This window comes from Microcoleus sp. bin38.metabat.b11b12b14.051, from assembly GCF_013299165.1.
In the GTDB taxonomy this organism is placed as follows: domain Bacteria; phylum Cyanobacteriota; class Cyanobacteriia; order Cyanobacteriales; family Microcoleaceae; genus Microcoleus.
The window spans coordinates 99912-118429 of the sequence record NZ_JAAFKD010000018.1; the positions used below are offsets into that span (position 1 = coordinate 99912).

The 18518-nt window shown below is 44.0% G+C and carries 19 protein-coding genes; 10 read left to right on the forward strand and 9 right to left on the reverse strand.

Translation table 11 applies throughout. The annotated features are described in order from the left end of the window. Positions 1 to 385 precede the first annotated feature (385 nt). The 3 genes from QZW47_RS19430 to QZW47_RS19440 all read left to right on the forward strand — a co-directional run bounded on the left by QZW47_RS19430 (position 386) and on the right by QZW47_RS19440 (position 2942). Positions 386 to 538: a hypothetical protein gene (locus tag QZW47_RS19430; RefSeq protein ID WP_293129958.1), complete on the forward strand. Its 153-nt coding sequence runs from the start codon at positions 386 to 388 to the stop codon at positions 536 to 538. A 159-nt stretch (positions 539 to 697) separates the two neighbouring features. Next, positions 698 to 1852: a cupin domain-containing protein gene (locus QZW47_RS19435; RefSeq protein ID WP_293129961.1), complete on the forward strand. Its 1155-nt coding sequence runs from the start codon at positions 698 to 700 to the stop codon at positions 1850 to 1852. A gap of 67 nt (positions 1853 to 1919) precedes the next feature. Further along, the gene (locus QZW47_RS19440) at positions 1920 to 2942 is read left to right on the forward strand and encodes a sucrase ferredoxin (protein WP_293129964.1); all 1023 of its coding nucleotides are present in this window, start codon (positions 1920 to 1922) and stop codon (positions 2940 to 2942) included. A gap of 470 nt (positions 2943 to 3412) precedes the next feature. On the opposite strand, the gene QZW47_RS19445 is transcribed toward QZW47_RS19440, so the two are convergent. From QZW47_RS19445 to QZW47_RS19465, 5 genes are all read right to left on the reverse strand, one after another. Further along, entirely contained in the window at positions 3413 to 3850 is a 438-nt protein-coding gene (locus QZW47_RS19445; RefSeq protein WP_293129967.1) for a GNAT family N-acetyltransferase, read from the reverse strand. A 95-nt stretch (positions 3851 to 3945) separates the two neighbouring features. Further along, a complete protein-coding gene (locus tag QZW47_RS19450) occupies positions 3946 to 5292 on the reverse strand; it encodes a TldD/PmbA family protein (protein ID WP_293129970.1) in 1347 nt (448 codons plus the stop codon). 389 nt (positions 5293 to 5681) lie between these two features. Further along, positions 5682 to 7169 carry a TldD/PmbA family protein gene (locus QZW47_RS19455; protein ID WP_293129973.1) on the reverse strand — a complete coding sequence of 496 codons (1488 nt, stop codon included), beginning with the start codon at positions 7167 to 7169 and terminating at the stop codon, positions 5682 to 5684. 615 nt (positions 7170 to 7784) lie between these two features. Then, positions 7785 to 9266 carry an S-layer homology domain-containing protein gene (locus QZW47_RS19460; protein ID WP_293129976.1) on the reverse strand — a complete coding sequence of 494 codons (1482 nt, stop codon included), beginning with the start codon at positions 9264 to 9266 and terminating at the stop codon, positions 7785 to 7787. A gap of 190 nt (positions 9267 to 9456) precedes the next feature. Continuing rightward, positions 9457 to 10131, reverse strand: coding sequence for a polysaccharide deacetylase family protein (locus tag QZW47_RS19465; RefSeq protein ID WP_293129979.1), 675 nt, complete (start codon positions 10129 to 10131; stop codon positions 9457 to 9459). An 80-nt stretch (positions 10132 to 10211) separates the two neighbouring features. On the opposite strand from QZW47_RS19465, the gene QZW47_RS19470 reads away from it, so the two are divergent. From QZW47_RS19470 to QZW47_RS19500, 7 genes are all read left to right on the forward strand, one after another. Further along, on the forward strand, positions 10212 to 10505 hold the full coding sequence (locus QZW47_RS19470; protein WP_293129982.1) for a DUF433 domain-containing protein: 294 nt from the start codon (positions 10212 to 10214) through the stop codon (positions 10503 to 10505). Then, complete coding sequence (locus QZW47_RS19475; protein ID WP_293129985.1) at positions 10502 to 10873, forward strand: DUF5615 family PIN-like protein; 372 nt, start codon at positions 10502 to 10504, stop codon at positions 10871 to 10873. Before QZW47_RS19470 ends, QZW47_RS19475 begins: the two co-directional genes overlap by 4 nt. A gap of 175 nt (positions 10874 to 11048) precedes the next feature. After that, positions 11049 to 11816, forward strand: a complete 768-nt coding sequence (locus QZW47_RS19480; RefSeq protein WP_293129988.1) for a ChaB family protein — start codon at positions 11049 to 11051, stop codon at positions 11814 to 11816. A gap of 424 nt (positions 11817 to 12240) precedes the next feature. After that, positions 12241 to 12402: a rubredoxin gene (gene rd, locus QZW47_RS19485; protein ID WP_293130078.1), complete on the forward strand. Its 162-nt coding sequence runs from the start codon at positions 12241 to 12243 to the stop codon at positions 12400 to 12402. A 24-nt stretch (positions 12403 to 12426) separates the two neighbouring features. Next, positions 12427 to 13680 (forward strand): NAD(P)/FAD-dependent oxidoreductase, encoded by a 1254-nt coding sequence (locus tag QZW47_RS19490; protein ID WP_293129990.1) that lies wholly within the window; start codon positions 12427 to 12429, stop codon positions 13678 to 13680. A gap of 148 nt (positions 13681 to 13828) precedes the next feature. Then, the gene (locus QZW47_RS19495) at positions 13829 to 14542 is read left to right on the forward strand and encodes a hypothetical protein (protein ID WP_293129992.1); all 714 of its coding nucleotides are present in this window, start codon (positions 13829 to 13831) and stop codon (positions 14540 to 14542) included. A gap of 42 nt (positions 14543 to 14584) precedes the next feature. Further along, entirely contained in the window at positions 14585 to 15358 is a 774-nt protein-coding gene (locus tag QZW47_RS19500; RefSeq protein WP_293129995.1) for a class II aldolase/adducin family protein, read from the forward strand. Positions 15359 to 15551: 193 nt separating this feature from the next. On the opposite strand, the gene QZW47_RS19505 is transcribed toward QZW47_RS19500, so the two are convergent. From QZW47_RS19505 to QZW47_RS19520, 4 genes are read right to left on the reverse strand one after another with little or no spacing between them, the layout of a single operon-like run. Beyond that, positions 15552 to 16058: a DUF4351 domain-containing protein gene (locus QZW47_RS19505; protein WP_293129998.1), complete on the reverse strand. Its 507-nt coding sequence runs from the start codon at positions 16056 to 16058 to the stop codon at positions 15552 to 15554. Next, a complete protein-coding gene (locus QZW47_RS19510; RefSeq protein WP_366930901.1) occupies positions 16051 to 16590 on the reverse strand; it encodes an Rpn family recombination-promoting nuclease/putative transposase in 540 nt (179 codons plus the stop codon). Before QZW47_RS19510 ends, QZW47_RS19505 begins: the two co-directional genes overlap by 8 nt. 49 nt (positions 16591 to 16639) lie before the next feature. Then, positions 16640 to 17539 carry an Rpn family recombination-promoting nuclease/putative transposase gene (locus tag QZW47_RS19515; RefSeq protein ID WP_293130001.1) on the reverse strand — a complete coding sequence of 300 codons (900 nt, stop codon included), beginning with the start codon at positions 17537 to 17539 and terminating at the stop codon, positions 16640 to 16642. Between the two features lie 50 nt (positions 17540 to 17589). After that, the gene (locus tag QZW47_RS19520) at positions 17590 to 18489 is read right to left on the reverse strand and encodes an Rpn family recombination-promoting nuclease/putative transposase (protein ID WP_293130004.1); all 900 of its coding nucleotides are present in this window, start codon (positions 18487 to 18489) and stop codon (positions 17590 to 17592) included. Between the last annotated feature and the right edge of the window lie 29 nt (positions 18490 to 18518).

Consider the following 18518-nt stretch of genomic DNA (forward strand, 5'->3'; position numbering starts at 1 on the left):
GATAGTAGCTCGTTTCAATCCTCAGTCTCACAAAAAACTCTCTATCTTAAGGTAGATGCCTCGGTTCAGAAATACTGATATTTTCAGAATTCATTCTCAATAGGCGATCGCCAGTCTAGCACTGTATGTGTAAAAGCGATCGATCTAACTCGCACCCGTTAAACTCTCAAAAGTAGGCATTGCAAGGGAGTTAGTTTAATTCTCAGCTCGGCTAGAGACTCATATTCAGCATTTTTCCAGCAGCTTATTGAAAATTATTACTAACTACTTGCGTACTTTATTGACTTCATGTTAGGCTTCTACTCAAAGCTGAAAATGCAGCCCTAACGTCAGAGTCTGGGCATATTTCAGCGAAATGGGTGTCATACAACAATTGGAGACCATTATGTCAAAGGAAATCAACGGATCGGCTCTAAAACTGTCCCGGGCTAGCAAAATCCAAGTAGAAGTCAAGGAAATTGCCAAGCACGCCACAGCTAAAAACATCTCTTCTGCGCTTAATGTTGATGCCGATGGCAGCGATGTTACTAACGAGTAATTGCAGGTTTTTTCATTAGACTTCGCATCCCCAAGCAAGAAGTAGTAAATTTTACTGTTGTCTGTCGGGAAGTGTGGAGTAATTGAGGGCAAGCTCAAAGCATTGTCCTCAATTATTCAATTGTTCAAAAGTTATTGAGAAGTTTTATCAATATAATTTATGCGATCGATCGCGAATCTACTCAAACCATACAATTTAGAAGATTTTCTAGATAACAACTGGACAAACAAAGCAGTTGTTATTCCTAGCGAAGGAAACAAAGACTTTGCACACCTATTTTCCTGGGAAAAACTCAACTACATTCTGAACTTTCACGAATTAAAATATCCCGACATTCGCTTAGCAGTAGCAGGAAAAATTCTCGACGAAAGCGAAAACGCAAATCTCATCAAACTTTGCCAATCTGGAGCAACTTTAATAGTCAATCAAGTTCACAAACTAATTCCAGAAATAGCTGAATTTGCGGCCGAACTAAAAGCAGATTTAGGCTATCCAAACCAAGTAAATGCCTACTGTTCCTGGCCCGAAAAACAGGGGTTTTCTTCCCACTACGACACCCACGAAGTTTTTATCTTACAAACAGACGGCATCAAGCAGTGGTATGTATTTGCAGACACAATTAAATACCCGCTTACAGACCAAAAATCCTCCACATTTCCGCCACCAGAAACTCCACCGTATTTAACCTGCACTTTGCATCCCGGAGATGTGCTTTACATACCGCGTGGACATTGGCATTATGCCGTTGCTTCCGATGAACCATCGCTGCATTTAACATTAGGAATTCACGGGAAAACAGGAATTGACCTTTTAGAATGGTTGGTAGGCGAATTGCGGCAACAAGAAGAGTGGCGTAAAAGTTTACCGCTGCGAATCAACCCAGATTCCATTGATGTAAGTGTAAATAATTTAATTGCCCAATTGCACCGCTACGCAAACACCAAAAATCTTGGAGACGAGTACAGCAGCTACCTAGATAGTTTAGCGAAACCGGTGGCGAAATATTCTCTCCCTTATCAAGCAGGGTTCAACATTTTCCCCTGCGGCATCCAAACTAAGTTTAGAATTCCCAAGTTTCTGCGGGTAAAAATTCGCGAATTACCTGACGGATGTGGATACAAAGTTGTTGTTGGAGGTAAAGAAGTATCTCTGAAAGGAGTAACGGATAAATTCATGGACAATCTATTCAGTACAGAATTTTTTACAGGAGAGGATGTGATGGATTGGTTGCCGGATTATGATTGGGAAATAGATGTAGTGCCGCTTTTGTCTAGGTTAGTAGTTGACGGAATTATTTTTGTTGGTTACAACTAGAGAAGGGTACTAGCTGTAATAAATGGGTTGTTAAAAGAGTAATTTATGACACATAATGAGGTAGAAAATGCCGGATACTTTTTTTTGCGCCGATGCTTCTAAATGCGTTCAAGAGGATATTATTGGGACTGGTACTAATTACCAAACCTATGTATTGATTGAATGCTGTTTGCCTTGGGAATCAGAAGCTTTTAATTCTAAACAAGTTCCCCAGAGTCTCAGGGATTTGGTGGAGGAAGTAGAGCATTTTCAGCAAAAAATTAGATTTTTGTTGATAAATAGCGACCAAACTAAATGTGCTGATCAGCGCAAGGTTTTGATTTATGACAACAAAAGTCAAGAACTTTTTGACGGTTACGAAAAGCACGAATTTAATGTAGATGACATTGACAAAGTAGCGGGAATTGTCAAAAGCTATTTAGCTGGCGAAGTCCCAGATTGTGAAGTTGAAGATAACGCAAGTAGAGATATTTTGGTTTGCACTCATGGGAGTCATGATAGATGTTGCGCGAGATACGGCAATCCTTTTTACGCGGAAGCAACAGCTTTGGTTTCGGAGTTAGAATTGAGTGGTGTTCGTGTTTGGAAATCTAGTCATTTTGGCGGACACCGCATGGCACCGACTGCGATTGATTTGCGTGACGGCAGATATTACGGAAATCTCGATCGCACTTCGTTCAAATCTATTCTAACGCGAACTGGCGATATTGAATGTTTGAATCAGGTTTATCGGGGTTGGGGGATTTTGCCGAACCAAATTCAAGTTTTGGAACGAGATTTTATTATGCGCTATGGGTGGGATTGGTTCAATTACAAAGTTTCAGGCTGCATTGTAGAGAAAAATCTTGAAAATGATGGTTTCGTGGCTGAATTAACTTTTGAAAAAGTTGATGGTACTTATGTCTATCGGGCTGAGTTGGCTAAAGATGAAACTAAAACAGTTCGACTTAAAGGTTCCTGTGGCGCTAAACAAGAATCGGAGTTTGTTAAGTATTTGGTAAAGGATTCTTACTTTTACTCGAAGAAAGAGGAGTTAAAGTTTGTGATTTATCCGGTAATTCCGCAGCCGATATTAGTAGAGATAATGTGAAGCTGCATCTCAATATTTGGGCGAGATTAAACAATCACAATTAAATAGGTTCGTAGTGAGGACTTTAGTCCGCATCCATCCGAGGACTAAAGTCCTCACTACGAACCTTTTGATTACGGGTATTTTTTATTACAAAGAAGGACTAAAGTCCTCACTACGAACCTGTTTTTTGTGAGAGTTCAATTTCTTGAAAAGAAGGACTAAAGTCCTCACTACGAACCTGTTTTTTGTGAGAGTTCAATTTCTCGAAAAGAAGGACTAAAGTCCTCACTACGAACCTGTTTTTTGTGAGAGTTCAATTTCTCGAAAAGAAGGACTAAAGTCCTCACTACGAACCTGTTTTTTGTGAGAGTTCAATTTCTCGAAAAGAAGGACTAAAGTCCTCACTACGAACCTGTTTTTTGTGAGAGTTCAATTTCTCGAAAAGAAGGACTAAAGTCCTCACTACGAACTTTATATTATGACAGGGATTAGAACTCTAACTGCATGAATACGTGCGGGATTCCCAGGTAATCAAAGGGATTTTCTTGTTCGACAAATCCGAGGTTTTGGTAAAAATGAACGGCGTTAATCCGAGACATCAGTCTTAGGCTTTGGAAATTCTTTTCCTTAGCTTGTGCGATCAATTTTTCCATCAACTTAGTGCCGATTCCCTGGTTTTGAAACTCAGGAAGTACGGCAATATAAGAGATGCTTCCCAATTCTGGGGATAATTCTCGGAGTCTGCCTGATGCGATGATTGTGCGATCGCCCTTTGCTGCTATGATATGACAAGCACCGTTCTCGTGATTGTCCCTTTCACTGCCCCTTTCCATGCCCAGGGGCGATCGCAAAACCAACCACCGCTGGTAAAACATATCCTCTAATTCTTGTGCGTTTTGAACCTGACGTATATCTATATTTGGCATTTTTTCTCATAACTTACTATAGGTTCGTAGTGAGGACTTTAGTCCTTCTTCTGGAAAAAACTAAAGCCCTCACTACAAACATCCGCAATTGCGAGTTACAAACTATCAGTAATACTCGTGAAATTAAAAGCTTTGACGCGCACTCCGGGCACGACACTACCGCCGTAACGTTTCACCTTGCTAACAGCATCGATATCGCGCAACATATCAGGTAAAACTTGATTGAAGCGGAAATTTTTAATCGGGTAAGCAATCTTACCGTTTTCAATCCAGAAAGTACCGTCGCGAGTCATTCCTGTTACTTCCGATGTTTTCGGATTTACGTAGTTGACATACCATGCGCGACTGACGAAAATTCCGCGTTCAGTTTGAGCGATTAAATCTGCTATACTTTGATCGGAACCTGTCATCACCATCGGGTAATAAGCACCTTTTGCTGATTTGCCTTTTTGGGCTGCCCAATAGCGGGAATAAGATAAACTTTGAGGAATGCCATTTTTGATGATTTCCAAATAGTTATTGCTTAATCCGTCACCGAAAAAATTATTCGATCGCAATAAAGGATGATTCGGATCGCGCTGTACCTGCACTAAAGGGCTGAAAAGTTGCTCTCCAGCGCGGTTTCCAGCGGGTTTTCCTTCTGCATCTGCGATCGACATAAACGATCGCCCTTCATCCGCCGCCCGCGCATCCATTCCCCAAATAATCCACGGTAGCAAATCCGCAAAAGCAGCGCCATCAAAGATTACAGGATATATACCGGGAGTGACTTCGCGGGGGTTGCGGGAGGCTTGCGCGCGATCGACAACTTGTGCTGCTAATTCCGCCACTTGTAGTTGATTGATACCCCAAGCCGTGCTTTCCGTCCAGCTAGAACCGTCTCCAATGCGGGCTGTGAAGCCGAAATTCGCCTCTGTAGACTGGTTGCAGGCCCGGAGTCCAGTTGACGAGGCGATCGCGTACAATGACGCCTCAGCGCTCAAAGTACCGGAAGCCTCTGCACCTTCCTGAGAGGCGATCGCACAGGCTTGTCGCACCATCTCAGCGCGCGCTAGAGGCGATACAGCGGCCGTTGCTGCATCGAACGCCGCCGGCGGTAAATCGTAGGTTTGAGGCGGCAACAAGGGCATCCATTCGGGGTCTGCGGGGGCAATGCGGGCGAGTTCTTGCGATCGCTTGATGGTTTGGGCGATCGTATCTTCATCAAATTCGGTAACAGATGCAGAGGCGCTTTTGTTGCCGAAATAGCTAGTAATGTTGAGGCTAAATACAGTCTTGCTAATATTTTGGCTGATTTGATTTTCCGAGAAACGGGAAAGAGATTCTTCGCCAGTTGAGAGACTGACAAATACTTCCTCGGCTGCGGATTGTTTCACAATAGAATCTAGCAAAAATAATGCTCTGTCTTCGGTTAAGATTGCGGGCGATGTTGTTGCAGTCATAGTTTATCATCAAAGGGCAATTTATTTGTAACATATTCGTTCGTAGTGCGGACTTCAGTCCGCTCTTGGGATGCGGACTGAAGTCCGCACTACGAACCGTTTTGGTTATGGTAATCAACCGGATATGATATCAGTATCTGTAGGGTGTGTCGCCATCGACAATCTCTAAAAAACCGCGAAAATCTTAGAGCGACGCACCTTATATCATGCCATAAACAAGCAGATTCGTTCGTAGTGCGGACTGAAGTCCGCTCTTGGGATGCGGACTTCAGTCCGCACTACGAACCGTTTTGGTTTAAGTTAAATTTAGGGATTCTTCTCAGGCGACACACCCTACGAATACTCTCTCTCTGTGTTCTCTGCGCCCTCTGTGGTTAAATCATTCCGAATTAAGACCTTCCCCCAATTTGAATATCCCTGACGCGCACCGGTACACAAGCGTGAGTCATCTGAGCAACCTGCATCGGCTCACCCTTACCACACATATTAGTACCGCACTGAACCCGTTCAGAAGCAGGGCCGATCGCATCTACTTGATTCCAGAAATCAGTGCTCATTGAATGATAAGTTACATCCTTCAACATACCGACAACTTTACCTTTTTCCACCTTCCAGAAAGCATTACCGCCGAATTGAAAATTGCGCCGCTGTTGGTCGATCGAAAAACTGCCAATCCCATCAATTAAAATCCCATCTTCCGTATCAGCAATCATCTCATCCAAAGTAGCAGTATGACTGCCGCCATCCGGGCCCGGTTCCAATCCCAAATTAGGAATTCTCACCATCGGCACACTCGACCAACTATCAGCGCAGGCGGAACCATTGCTGCTATCACGTCCGAGGCGGTAAGCTGTTTCTCTGTCAGTGAGATAATCGACTAAAATTCCATCCTTGACAACGTACCAATCCTGGGATTTTACGCCCTCATCGTCGTAACCCATTGTACCGCGACCGGCGGGTTGAGTGCGATCGCACTTAAAGTTCACCCAAGGTGCAGCGTATTGCAGCTTATTCAATTTATCAGTAGTAGCAAAACTCGTACCAGCAAAATTAGACTCGTAGCCGTAAACCCGGTCTAATTCCGTTGGATGTCCGACGGATTCGTGGATTGTCAGAAACAAATTTGTCGGCTTCAGAATCAGGGATTTGCAAATACCAGCCGGAACCTTAGGCGCGGCGACTTTTTCAATCACTTCGGCCGCCACTCTGTCTATTTGACTAAGCAAATCATCGGGATTGATGTGTTCGTAACCGATATTTAGCGGCGGGCGTTCGTAACTGCGACTTTGGGCATCGCCGCCCGCAATTGCCGTACAGCCAAAACCCGGATAGCTGCGGTAGATTGTTTGTTCGATCAGCGAGCCTTCTGTGGAGGCAAAAACCTTGTCTTCGCGGTTAAATGTCAAAAAAGAATAAGCTTTTTTGATGCCTTGGGATTCGTGCGATAGCAGGCGCTCGTTGATGGTTAATAGGAGTTCGGCTTTGTCAGCGACGGGTACAGAAAACGGGTCAATTGCGATCGCAGTAATGTAAGTATCGACATATTTTTCGACGGGAACTAAGCGTACCGGTTCCTTTTGAGTCAAGCGGCTTCCCTTAGCGATTTCAACAGCCAAAGCGACGATTCGGGCTACCTCTGCGGGTGTTTTGCTGTGACTGGCGGCAAAGCCCCAAGCGCCGTCTAGCAAAACTCGCACGCCAAAACCGGAACTTACATTATCGGAGATATTGCTTAAAGATCGATCGCGCGCATACAAACTTTGCCTCCGGTAACTGCAAAAACGCACGTCACCGTATTCGCACCCAGATTTCCGAATCAAATCTACAGCCAAATTTGCCAACTCGTTAGCAGAAACTTTTGCGGTTAACAGTACCATAGTGATGAGTCATTCGTCGTTCGTTATCAATCATTATAGCGCTATTTAAGGATTTGAACGAACCGCGAAGACGCGAAGAGCGCGAAGGAAGCTTGGCGAATAGAATTCGCAGCTATACAAATATGCAGGTGCTTACGCAGGTTAAATAAATGCTTTTCTTTTTTTGAGTCCGCAGGCGAGTGGAAATCGTTTGTGTAGACGCGAATTCGATTGGCCTTGACTCGGCGGTTGAAACCGCAGCTATACAAACATTCACGTGCCTGTCCAGGTTAAATAAATATCGACTGCATTGGGTTAAAGATGTGGCGCTAAACGAAAATAACGATATTTTTAGGGGTGGGAATTCACCTGATAATTGGGCAATGGGCGTGACAATTTTTAGTTCCATTAGCTCGCATTAAAGGAACTCATACTTTCCCCGAAGCTCTAAGATTGATGGCTAATCAAATTGAAGATTTGAGTGAGTTACTTTTTGATTTATCTAGTACAGATAAACCTGTTAAATGCTTCGCATAATGTCGATCAATAGCCTTGATAGCCTTGAAACACGCCTCTCGACAATTAATCCACCGCGCTACTCCCCCTTGGGAAGGGGGATGCGAGGGTGTTCTTTATCTACTTACTCGCATAACCAGTGTTCACCAAAAACTCGCGCAACTTCCCAAAGAATTGAGTGCGATCGCGCCCTTGATAAACTCCCTCCAACAACCGCCAACCTTCCGCCTCCTGGCCCGCGACATACTTACTCGCCATGAAGGCCGCCAACACGCCTTTCACCTCTGCATCTTCGCTCGATCGCTTGCGAGATTCCAGCCACAGCTCAGCAGAGTTCGTGTATACTTCCACGAGATACTGTTTGGTAACATCTTCCATTTTACCTTGGCGGTACTGCCAAATTTGCAGCGGCAAGCGAGAATCCGCATAATTTGTAAAAGCCTCGGCAAATCGCCCGTCCTGACTCTTGAACTCTGGGATATCATTTTTGCCAAAATCGACAATTTCGTAGCTCACATTGCCCCAGAAATGCTTGATGTGAGTGTATTTCTTCGCCGCCGAGTCGTAGCGGTAAATAAACGAATAATTGCAGCAGCGGACGCCGCTTTTGATTGAGACTAAATCTGCCAGCACTTCCGGTTCCTTGTCACCATCTAAATCGCGGATTCGCACCGATAACAAACGCCCTTCGGATACTTCGTCGCTGGCTTTTTTGTCGGGATTGTCTGCGAGAGAACGAGTCGGAATCAGCACTGGTTCTTCTAATAAAATTTGACCGTTACGGATGATTTTGATGCGGATATTTTTAGCATTTTCTGCTTCTTTAACGAAAGAAACTTCCGCCCTAATTTTCCCCGATTCCGAGATTTCTGTGGTTCTCGGCGGGCCGATATCCGGCGGAACTTGGGCGATGTATTGCGAGGGAACTAAGGCTGTTTGGCTGGGTTTGGCGATCGCCTGACACAAGAAAGTTGCTACTTCGGCGCGTGTCGCATTGCGTGTAGGTTCAAGCTGTTTGACGGCGGGATAATTGACAACCAGTCGTTTTTCGGCGGCGGCGGCGATCGCATTTCTCGCCAATTCGGGAATGTCTCGCGCATCTTCAAACGTCGCATTCAAAATTTCAGGCGCTGAACCCGTAGGCGTATATTTCAAACCGCTGCTTAAGGCTACCAAAACCTGCCAGCGCGGAATATTTAATGTGGCGTTAAAAATACTGCCGCTGTATCCCGATAGAAAACCCGTCTGATAAGCTTCTCGAATTGGTTTATAACCCCAGTAATTCGTGGGAATATCTGCAAAGTCGATCGGATTGCGGACGGTTTTGGCATCAGGAAAAGCCCTCCGCAGCATCGCTGCAAATTCCGCTCGGCTGACTGGGCGGTTCGGGCGAAAAGTGCCATCTTCATAGTAGCCGCTGATGATTTTTTTCTCGGCTAACTCCTCAATACAAGCTTGAGCCCAATGGTCTTTGACATCCTTAAATTTGGCTTCTGCCAATGCTGGCGCTACATTTAAGCCGGGAAACACTAAATTTCCGATGATTATGCCCAGGGCTACCACTAAAGCGATGACAGCTTGACGTTTGTGCGATCGAACCATACCACAGCCTCCTCTACTTGCTTTGTTTGCGATCGAAGCTTTCGCAAGCTTTACATAATATCAGGTAATTTACCCTGTTTCTGTTAACATACTCATGACTTGCACATTCACAGCGGCGGAGTGATTCCGAGTCCAAGCGAACAAATTTCAAATGAGGGCGATTACTTAGTTTGGGTTCCCAGTGACGCCATCAGGCATAAATTTGTTGCCACAGGCGATCGATTGTTACAAATTTGTAACCTTTATACAACAACAATGGAATAATTTTATCAGCAGAATCAGCCACATCTTCGCCGCCACAATAGCCGTCATGCAGTACAATAATTGAACCATTTTCAGCTTGCTGCACGACGCGACTCATAACTTTCTTCACCCCCGGCCGCACCCAATCTTCCGGGACAACACTCCACATTACCGGGCGATATTCCCACTGTTTCAATAACTCCAATGTTCGCGGCGTAAAAATGCCATTGGGCGGCCGCACGTCGCGGATTAATTTTGGGTCTAAATCGCAAGCTTTGCTAATTGCTTTTTGCGTGTCTTCTAAACTGTGTTTGAGTTCGTGGGTTTTGAGTTTAGCAAAGGATACGTGCTGGTAGCCGTGGAGACCGATCCAGTGTCCGCTTGCGTACACTTCTTTAGCTATTTCTGGATGCCTGTCAACGCAAAAACCCAGCCAGAAAAAACTCGCTTTAATGTCGTATTTGTCTAAAACTTTTAGCAGTTGAGGTGTGTGCAGTCGGTGTGGCCCGTCGTCAAATGTCAGGGCTATTTCTTGGCTGTTGATATCTCCCATCCACAGACATCCGGGAAAAGCAGATTTGAGAATGGGATGAACTACAGGAAACAGTGGTGCTAGTGGCATTGGTTAATGTTGCGAAAGTGCGATCGGGTAGAATTGAAGCTGCGTTACAATAGAATAAAGTTAACTCAATCGAGGCAAATATGACAACTGCCGTTGATATTGGAACCCTAATTGTCAGCACGCCGGGAACTTGCGGTGGCCGCCCCCGCATCGCAGGTACAAGAATGTCCGTGCAAAGCATAGCGATTGACTATAAAGCGGGAATGACCCCTGAAAAAATTGCTGAAGAATTTCCGCACTTGACGTTAGCACAAATTTATGCGGGTTTGGCTTATTATCACGCTAATAAAAATGAAATCGAGGCTGACATAGCAGCGTACTACCAAGAGTGCAAGTATTGGGAAGCTGAATATATGCCAGGTAATTTATCGTGAGTCAAATTCGTCTCTATATTGATGAAGATTCTGGCAACCTGTCGTTGGTAGAAGCTTTGCGGAATTCTGCTGTAGATGTGATGACTACTCCAGACGCGAACAAACTTAGCTCTTCAGATGAGGAGCAGCTAATCTGGGCAACTGAGGAAGGACGGGTCATTTACACTTCTAATATGGGAGATTTCTGCCGTTTGCACAGAACTTTTGCTGAACGAAAGAGGACTCATTCAGGAATTATTGTTGCAACGCGACAAAGTTACTCAATAGGCGCTCAATGGCGAGGAATTTTGAATTTGATGGCTGCCAAGTCAGCGGAAGAAATGATAAATCAATTGGAGTTTATGGGAGGTTATATTAGAGCTGAATAAATCTCGGTAAAAGATGAGCGATCGCCAATTACAAACATCCTTAACTCTTTTGATAGATCCTCTAACAATCTCCGATCGCACTTACCTCTATCTCAAGATCGATGCGATCGCCCTATAGTGTCCTCCTATACTGAAAACAAGCATAAAATAATCGATAAACCGTTAAGGAGGAACAATGTCAGAGGAATATCTAGCAGAACGCACAGTTTCAGCCGTATTTAAGGAAGAAGAACAATTAGACGGCGTAATTCGGCGGTTGCTCGATCGCGGAGTCTCCCGCGACCACATCTCAGTCATGGGCAAAAACTTTCAGTCCAAAACTAAAATTGCCGGCTTTCTGACTAAAAAAGATGTGATTTTAGGCGGCCTGAGAAGCGGCGCAATTTTTGGTTCCTTATTCGGTTCTTTTTTGGGCTTGTTAACCGGCGTCGGCGTGCTGTTTATTCCCTTTGTCGGTGCAGTAGTATCGGCCGGCCCGCTGGGTGCTGTATTGTTGGGTGCAGCTAGCGGCGCGATCGCAGGTTCAGCCGGTGCGGGCTTAGTTTCGGCATTAGTCGCTTTGGGAATGCCCGAAGACAAAGCAACTATCTATCAAACCCGCGTAGAAGCAGGCGAATTTCTCGTGATGGCAGAAGTTCCAACCGACAAATCCGGCGAATTTCAACTGTTGCTAGAAAGCGCAGGCGGCGAAGAGATAACTACTAGCGAAATGACGCTACCGCGCGCCGTCAAAGGTCGCTGCAACAGTCCGGCTGACTTGTCTCCCGAAGTGCGATCGCACCTGTCGGAACCAGCACAAAAAACCTTTATGGAATCTTACAACGCCGCATTTGACGAAAGCAATGACTCGATCCAAGCCGAACACGCCGCTTGGGAAGCCATTGACAAGGAGTACGAAGAAGATGAAAGTGGCGTTTGGACTAAGCCTTTAGCAAAAGTCTAGTACCCCGATTGTGGTTAACTAATAAAAGATAGAATGCAGCCTCTAAAACCGAAGTTTTAGAGGCTTGTAATATTTAAAAGTTTACATTAGATAGACAATATTGTCTCAGTCCTTTTATATCAAATCCGGTAGCATCGTCCTGTATTCATCTCTCTATGCTCTCTCTGTGTTCTCTGCGCTCTCTGCGGTTAAATCATTCCGATACAACCGGAAACGATAGTAATCAAATTTGGGCACGATGCTCAAAACCCATCCCACAATAAAAAAAATTGTGGGACGTTGCTCTGAGCAGCGTCCTATTTATTTTTGGAAGAGAGCTATTTTATAATTGTGAATTGTGAAAAACTTAATTACTCTGGTATTGCACAAAGTTGCGCGATCGAGTACAATCTACAAGCTGACAATATACAATTGGGCTAAGCAAATGCAAAAATACGTTTGTACAACTTGCAATTACGTCTACGATCCAGAAGAAGGCGACCCCGACGGAGACATACCGCCCGGTACTGCCTTTGAAGATATCCCCGACGATTGGGTTTGTCCCACTTGTGGGGTGACAAAATCCGATTTTGAACCAGAAGAATAAGCGAGAATAAATTTGTCCGATCGAATGCTAAAAATTACAGTCATAGGTGGTGGTGCAGCGGGTTTTTTTAGCGCAATTACCTGTGCTAAAACCTATCCCCAAGCCCGCGTCACTCTACTAGAAGCAGGCCGCCAACTCCTAGCAAAAGTTCGCATCTCTGGCGGCGGACGCTGCAACGTCACTCATGCTTGTTTTGACCCCGGTGTTTTAGTGCAGAATTACCCCAGAGGAGGGAAAGCTCTGCGCGGTGCTTTTACTCGATTTCAACCCCGCGATACGGTTGATTGGTTCGCCAGTCACGGCGTGAAATTGAAAACAGAAGCAGACGGGCGAATGTTTCCAATTACAGACGATTCGGAGACAATTGTTAACTGTTTGATCCGCGCTGCTGAGGATGCAGGCGTGAAAATTCGCACGGGCGATGCAGTTGTTTCAGTCAAGAAATTAACCGGGAATACCACAGAGGGCGAGGGCGGGCACGGGGGCACCGCCCCTACGTTTATAATTGAGTTGAAATCGGGGGAAGAGTTGAAGTGCGATCGCATTTTACTCGCTACAGGTAGCAATCCGTCGGGTTTCAAGTGGGCAAAAGAGTTAGGAAATACTGTAGAAGTGCCTGTTCCTTCTCTATTTACTTTTAATATTGCTGACAGCCGCATCAAAGATTTAGCCGGGGTTTCGGTTCCGAATGCTAAGGTAAAATTGGCGGGAGCAAAATTAGAACAAAGCGGGCCTTTGTTAATTACTCACTGGGGTGTCAGCGGGCCTGCTGTACTCAAACTTTCGGCTTGGGGTGCGAGATTTTTGCACGATCGCCATTATCGAACATCTGTCCTAATTAATTGGCTTCCCCAGTACAATGCAGAGGTTTTGCGGCAGCAACTGGTAGCGGTCAAATCGCAGTTGTCGCACCGATTAATCGTCTCTAGCTGTCCGTTTCCGATGCCGCGTCGCCTCTGGGAACGTTTGACAAGTTCGATCGGCATTGATGACCAAAAACGCTGGGCTGACTTATCCAACAAAGCCCTCGATCGCCTGTTACAAGAACTCGTCCAAGGCGAATATCAGATTTCAGGAAAGGGCGCATTTAAGGAAGAATTCGTCACTTGCGGCGGTGTCAATCTCAAAGAAGTCGATTTCAAGACGATGGAAAGCCGCCGCTGTCCCGGACTTTTCTTTGCTGGCGAAATCTTGGATATCGACGGCGTGACGGGCGGTTTCAACTTCCAAAGTGCTTGGACTACGGCGTGGTTGGCTGGAATCGCGATCGGCAAATGATACGATTTTTGATCGATCGAGGTTTGGGAGTGGCGATCGGGCGATCGTTAAAATTTGTGTTATTTTAAAATTAAGGTGTACCAATGTGCATCAACTTTAGATTGCAGACAAAATTCGCTGTTTTGCCAAATTAACCCGGGTGAGAGACATGAAAAACTTGAATCTACCAACCCTAAGATTAGACAACAACCTCGACAGCCACCTTGACTCACCATTCATCGAAAAAAGTGGCTTGCTGGAATTCAACCCCAAATTTATTAATCCCGAATTTTTGACAACCTGGATATTTGAGACAAAGCTGTACGGAGAATTAGTATCGATAGACCACTTTGTCATCACATTTCGCGATCGCACTCAACTCGAAAACTACGCCGACTCTTTTCGATTCTTCGGCGCCAAAATAGTTGAAGGCCCCGACTTATTCCCCATTAACTTTTGTACCGGAAACATCAACATTCCCTCAGATTTGTGGCTGCATTTAATGACCTTATTAATGCCAGCCGGCGGCCTAGTAGTATTGGATGCGCCCCACGCCACAGGCGACCAAAAAAACCGCTTCCAACAAGAAAGGGGATTAACAGCAGTTCACCACGTCGCGATTCGAGTCGAAAACGTGCAGAATGCTGCTACAATATGGCAAAACAAAAACTTTCAACCGCTATCCGATCGACCTTTAGACTACGGCTCGTTAACCCAGTGGTTTCTGCAAAATCCTGCCGGACAAATCATCGAATTAATCGAACGCCACCCCGGCAATAACGCCACTTTCGACTGCAAAAACATAGCAGGTTTGCGATTGAGTGAAGGAAGAAGGAAGAAGGAAGAAGAAAGAAGGAAGAAGGAAGAAAGTTATAGGCTTTAACTTCTAGATTACCAATTACTGATTACCAATTACAACACAGATATGATAGCAATAAAAGTTCCAAAAGTCACTTTCCAACCCCCAACATTCAACTCAATTGAAGAAGAACGCCGCCACCGCAAACAGCGTTTAGCCGCCGCACTTCGGTTATTTGCCCGCTTCGGATTCAGCGAAGGAATTGCCGGACACATCACCGTCCGCGACCCCGAACACCTCGATCATTTCTGGGTCAATTCCTTTGGAATGCACTTTAGTTTAATTCGAGTCAGCGACCTAATTTTAGTCAACCACAAAGGCGAAGTTGTTGAGGGAAATAAACCCGTAAACGAAGCAGCATTTGCCATTCATTCCCAAGTACACAACGCCCGCCCCGACGTAATCGCAGCAGCCCACGCCCATTCACCCTACGGCAAAAGTTGGTCGAGTTTGGGTCGCCTCCTCGACCCCCTAACGCAAGATGCTTGCTCTTTTTATGAAGACCAAGCTTTATTTGACGATTACACCGGAGTTGTTTTGGAAATCGAAGAAGCCAAACGCATCGCCAAAACTTTAGGTGACAAAAAAGCCATTATTTTACAAAATCACGGACTGTTAACAGTAGGTGAAACAGTAGATGAAGCAGCTTGGTGGTTTATTGCGATGGAACGTTCTTGTCAAGCGCAGTTAATGGCCCAAGCAGCCGGAAAACCGATTCTCATCAAGCCAGAATGTGCGCGTTTGACACAGCAGCAAGTCGGATCGCACCGCATGGGATGGTTTAGCTTTCAACCGCTTTATGACATGATTGTGCGCCGGGAACCAGACTTGTTAGATTAATAGCTTTGATATTATTCACAATAAAAATGGTTCGTAGTAAGGACTTTAGTCCTGATTGACTCATAGACAAAAAGAGGACTTGCATTCCTCACTGCAAAAAAAAATGGTTCGTAGTAAGGACTTTAGTCCTGATTGACTCATAGACAAAAAGAGGACTTGCATTCCTGACTACGAACTTAATCAGTTTATAGATTTATCTAGAAGCCGATTCCAGCCAAGCAATCAAATCCTGTTGACTGGTAAAATCTAACAAAATTTCACCTAAATCATTCAATTGTTCAGGAGATAGCTGCTGGATGCGAGTTTGAATTTCTGGGGATATCTCACCAGTCCGTCGCGCAATTTGACGCAATATTAATGCCATTTGCCCCTCGATTCTACCTTCTTGACGACCTTCTCGGATGCCTTTAATCACAGCACCACGCTGGTCTTCAAAGAACATTTCTCGTTTTTCTAATGCTTGTAATTCCTCAAGGTTTAAACTCGACCTGTTGGCGATATTAAAAGCTGTTTGAAGTTCGGGAACTGACGCAAATTTCTCCGGTATTTCCTCCAAATCGGGAGCATTTTTGATGAAATAAGCCCAACTTTGAATCAAACCTTCAACTTCTTCTAGTCTTTTATTGAATTTGGGCAATTCCAGAAAAAATAACTCTATTTCTCTGTAATACTCGATGTTTTCTTCGACTTCTTTAAACACAAAAATAAGCCCAACTTTGAATCAAACCTTCAACTTCTTCTAGTCTTTTATTGAATTTGGGCAATTCCAGAAAAAATAACTCTATTTCTCTGTAATACTCGATGTTTTCTTCGACTTCTTTAAACACAAAATGGGTGAGAAATTTCTCTGTATTCTCAAACAGAACAAAATCGGTAATTGTTAAAGCAATCAAAGGATTTAATTTTGAGTAGCCTTCTCTGGGTTTGAGTTGAGTTGCGTAGGTTTTGGCTGCATTAAATATGACGCGCTTGGTAAAAGCTTCTACATTAATTACCTGCATTTCGATAATCACAGTTTTGTCGCCTGTAATTTTGGCTTTGACATCCAGGTAAGTGTCTTTTAAACCAGTAATTGCTGGTGCGGCGTAGGGGTCGATGATTTCTAAGTCGGTAATTGTTGGCTCTGCGTTGTAGAGCATCGCATTCAAAAAGCTAATCAAAACTTCTTTATGCTGAGGTGATGCAAAGATTTTTTTGAAGCCAAAATCTGTTTTGGGATTGATGAAGTGCATAATTGGTAACGGTAATGGGTATTTGGTAAATCATGTTGCAGATCAAGAATTATGCTGACACGGATTCGAGCCAAGAAATCAAATCTTCTTGATTGGTAAAATCTAACAAAGTTTCACCTAAATCATTCAATTGTTCAGGAGATAGCTGCTGGATGCGAGTTTGAATTTCCGGCGAAATCTCACCAGTAAGTCGCGGGAGTAAACGCAATATTAATGCCATTTCCCCCTCGATTCTACCTTCTCGGATGCCTTTAATCACAGCACCACGCTGGTCTTCAAAGAACATTTCCCGTTTTTCTAAAGCTCCTAATTCCTCAAGGTTTAAACTTGACCTGTTGGCGATATTAAAAGCTGTTTGCAGTTCTGGTACTGACGCAAACTTCTCTGGTATTTCCTCCATGTCGGGAGCATTTTTGATAAAATAAGCCCAACTTTGAATCAAACCTTCAACTTCTTCTAGTCTTTTATTGAATTTGGGCAATTCCAGAAAAAATAACTCTATTTCTCTGTAATACTCGATGTTTTCTTCGACTTCTTTAAACACAAAATGGGTGAGAAATTTGTCGGTATTCTCAAACAGAACAAAATCGGTAATTGTTAAAGCAATCAGAGGATTTAATTTTGAGTAGCCTTCTCTGGGTTTGAGTTGAGTTGCGTAGGTTTTGGCTGCATTAAATATGACACGCTTGGTAAAAGCTTCTACATTAATTACCTGCATTTCAATAATCACAGTTGTGTTTCCTGTAATTTTGGCTTTGACATCGAGGTAAGTGTCTTTTAAACCAGCAATGGCTGGTGCGGCGTAGGGATCGATGATTTCTAAGTCGGTAATTGTTGGCTCTGCGTTGTAGAGCATGGCGTTCAGAAAGCTAATCAAAACTTCTTTGTGCTGAGGTGATGCAAAGATTTTTTTGAAGCCAAAATCTGTTTTAGGATTGATGAAGTTCATAATTGGTAACGGGTAAGGGGTAATTGGTAAATCATGTTGCAGATCAAGAATTATGCTGACACGGATTCGAGCCAAGAAATCAAATCCTGTTGACTGGTAAAATCTAACAAAATTTCACCTAAATCATTCAATTGTTCAGGAGATAGCTGCTGGATGCGAATTTGAATTTCCGGCGAAATCTCACCAGTCCGTCGGGCAATTTGACGCAATATTAATTCTATTTTTCCCTCAACTTTACCTTCTCGGATGCCTTTGATCACAGCACCACGCTGGTCTTCAAAGAACATTTCCCGTTTTTCTAATGCTTGTAATTCCTCAAGGTTTAAACTCGACCTGTTGGCGATATTAAAAGCTGTTTGAAGTTCTGGTACTGACGCAAATTTCTCGGGTATTTCCTCCAAATCGGGAGCATTTTTGATGAAATAAGCCCAACTTTGAATCAAACCTTCAACTTCTTCTAGTTTTTTATTGAATTTGGGAAGCTCCAGAAAAAACAACTCTATTTCTCTGTAATACTCGATGTTTTCTTCGACTTCTTTAAACACAAAATGGGTCAGAAATTTCTCTGTATTCTCAAACAGAACAAAATCGGTAATTGTTAAAGCAATCAGAGGATTTAATTTTGAGTAGCTTTCTCTCGGTTTGAGTTGAGTTGCGTAGGTTTTGGCTGCATTAAATATGACACGCTTGGTAAAAGCTTCTACATTAATTACCTGCATTTCAATAATCACAGTTGTGTTTCCTGTAATTTTGGCTTTGACATCGAGGTAAGTGTCTTTTAAACCAGTAATTGCTGGTGCGGCGTAGGGATCGATGATTTCTAAGTCGGTAATTGTTGGCTCTGCGTTGTAGAGCATGGCATTCAGGAAGCTAATCAAAACTTCTTTGTGCTGAGGTGAAGCAAAGATTTTTTTGAAGCCAAAATCTGTTTTAGGATTGATGAAGTTCATAATTGGTAACGGGTAAAGGGTAATAAGTA

Bases quoted from the DNA above. Each gene is read 5' to 3' on its own strand.
- QZW47_RS19455 (WP_293129973.1), bottom strand. From the start codon at position 7,169: ATGGTACTGTTAACCGCAAAAGTTTCTGCTAACGAGTTGGCAAATTTG.
- QZW47_RS19480 (WP_293129988.1), top strand. From the start codon at position 11,049: ATGTCAGAGGAATATCTAGCAGAACGCACAGTTTCAGCCGTATTTAAG.
- QZW47_RS19445 (WP_293129967.1), bottom strand. From the start codon at position 3,850: ATGCCAAATATAGATATACGTCAGGTTCAAAACGCACAAGAATTAGAG.
- QZW47_RS19515 (WP_293130001.1), bottom strand. From the start codon at position 17,539: ATGAACTTCATCAATCCTAAAACAGATTTTGGCTTCAAAAAAATCTTT.
- QZW47_RS19435 (WP_293129961.1), top strand. From the start codon at position 698: ATGCGATCGATCGCGAATCTACTCAAACCATACAATTTAGAAGATTTT.
- QZW47_RS19430 (WP_293129958.1), top strand. From the start codon at position 386: ATGTCAAAGGAAATCAACGGATCGGCTCTAAAACTGTCCCGGGCTAGC.
- QZW47_RS19470 (WP_293129982.1), top strand. From the start codon at position 10,212: ATGACAACTGCCGTTGATATTGGAACCCTAATTGTCAGCACGCCGGGA.
- QZW47_RS19450 (WP_293129970.1), bottom strand. From the start codon at position 5,292: ATGACTGCAACAACATCGCCCGCAATCTTAACCGAAGACAGAGCATTA.
- QZW47_RS19465 (WP_293129979.1), bottom strand. From the start codon at position 10,131: ATGCCACTAGCACCACTGTTTCCTGTAGTTCATCCCATTCTCAAATCT.
- rd (WP_293130078.1), top strand. From the start codon at position 12,241: ATGCAAAAATACGTTTGTACAACTTGCAATTACGTCTACGATCCAGAA.
- QZW47_RS19440 (WP_293129964.1), top strand. From the start codon at position 1,920: ATGCCGGATACTTTTTTTTGCGCCGATGCTTCTAAATGCGTTCAAGAG.
- QZW47_RS19495 (WP_293129992.1), top strand. From the start codon at position 13,829: ATGAAAAACTTGAATCTACCAACCCTAAGATTAGACAACAACCTCGAC.
- QZW47_RS19510 (WP_366930901.1), bottom strand. From the start codon at position 16,590: ATGCACTTCATCAATCCCAAAACAGATTTTGGCTTCAAAAAAATCTTT.
- QZW47_RS19460 (WP_293129976.1), bottom strand. From the start codon at position 9,266: ATGGTTCGATCGCACAAACGTCAAGCTGTCATCGCTTTAGTGGTAGCC.
- QZW47_RS19490 (WP_293129990.1), top strand. From the start codon at position 12,427: ATGCTAAAAATTACAGTCATAGGTGGTGGTGCAGCGGGTTTTTTTAGC.
- QZW47_RS19500 (WP_293129995.1), top strand. From the start codon at position 14,585: ATGATAGCAATAAAAGTTCCAAAAGTCACTTTCCAACCCCCAACATTC.
- QZW47_RS19520 (WP_293130004.1), bottom strand. From the start codon at position 18,489: ATGAACTTCATCAATCCTAAAACAGATTTTGGCTTCAAAAAAATCTTT.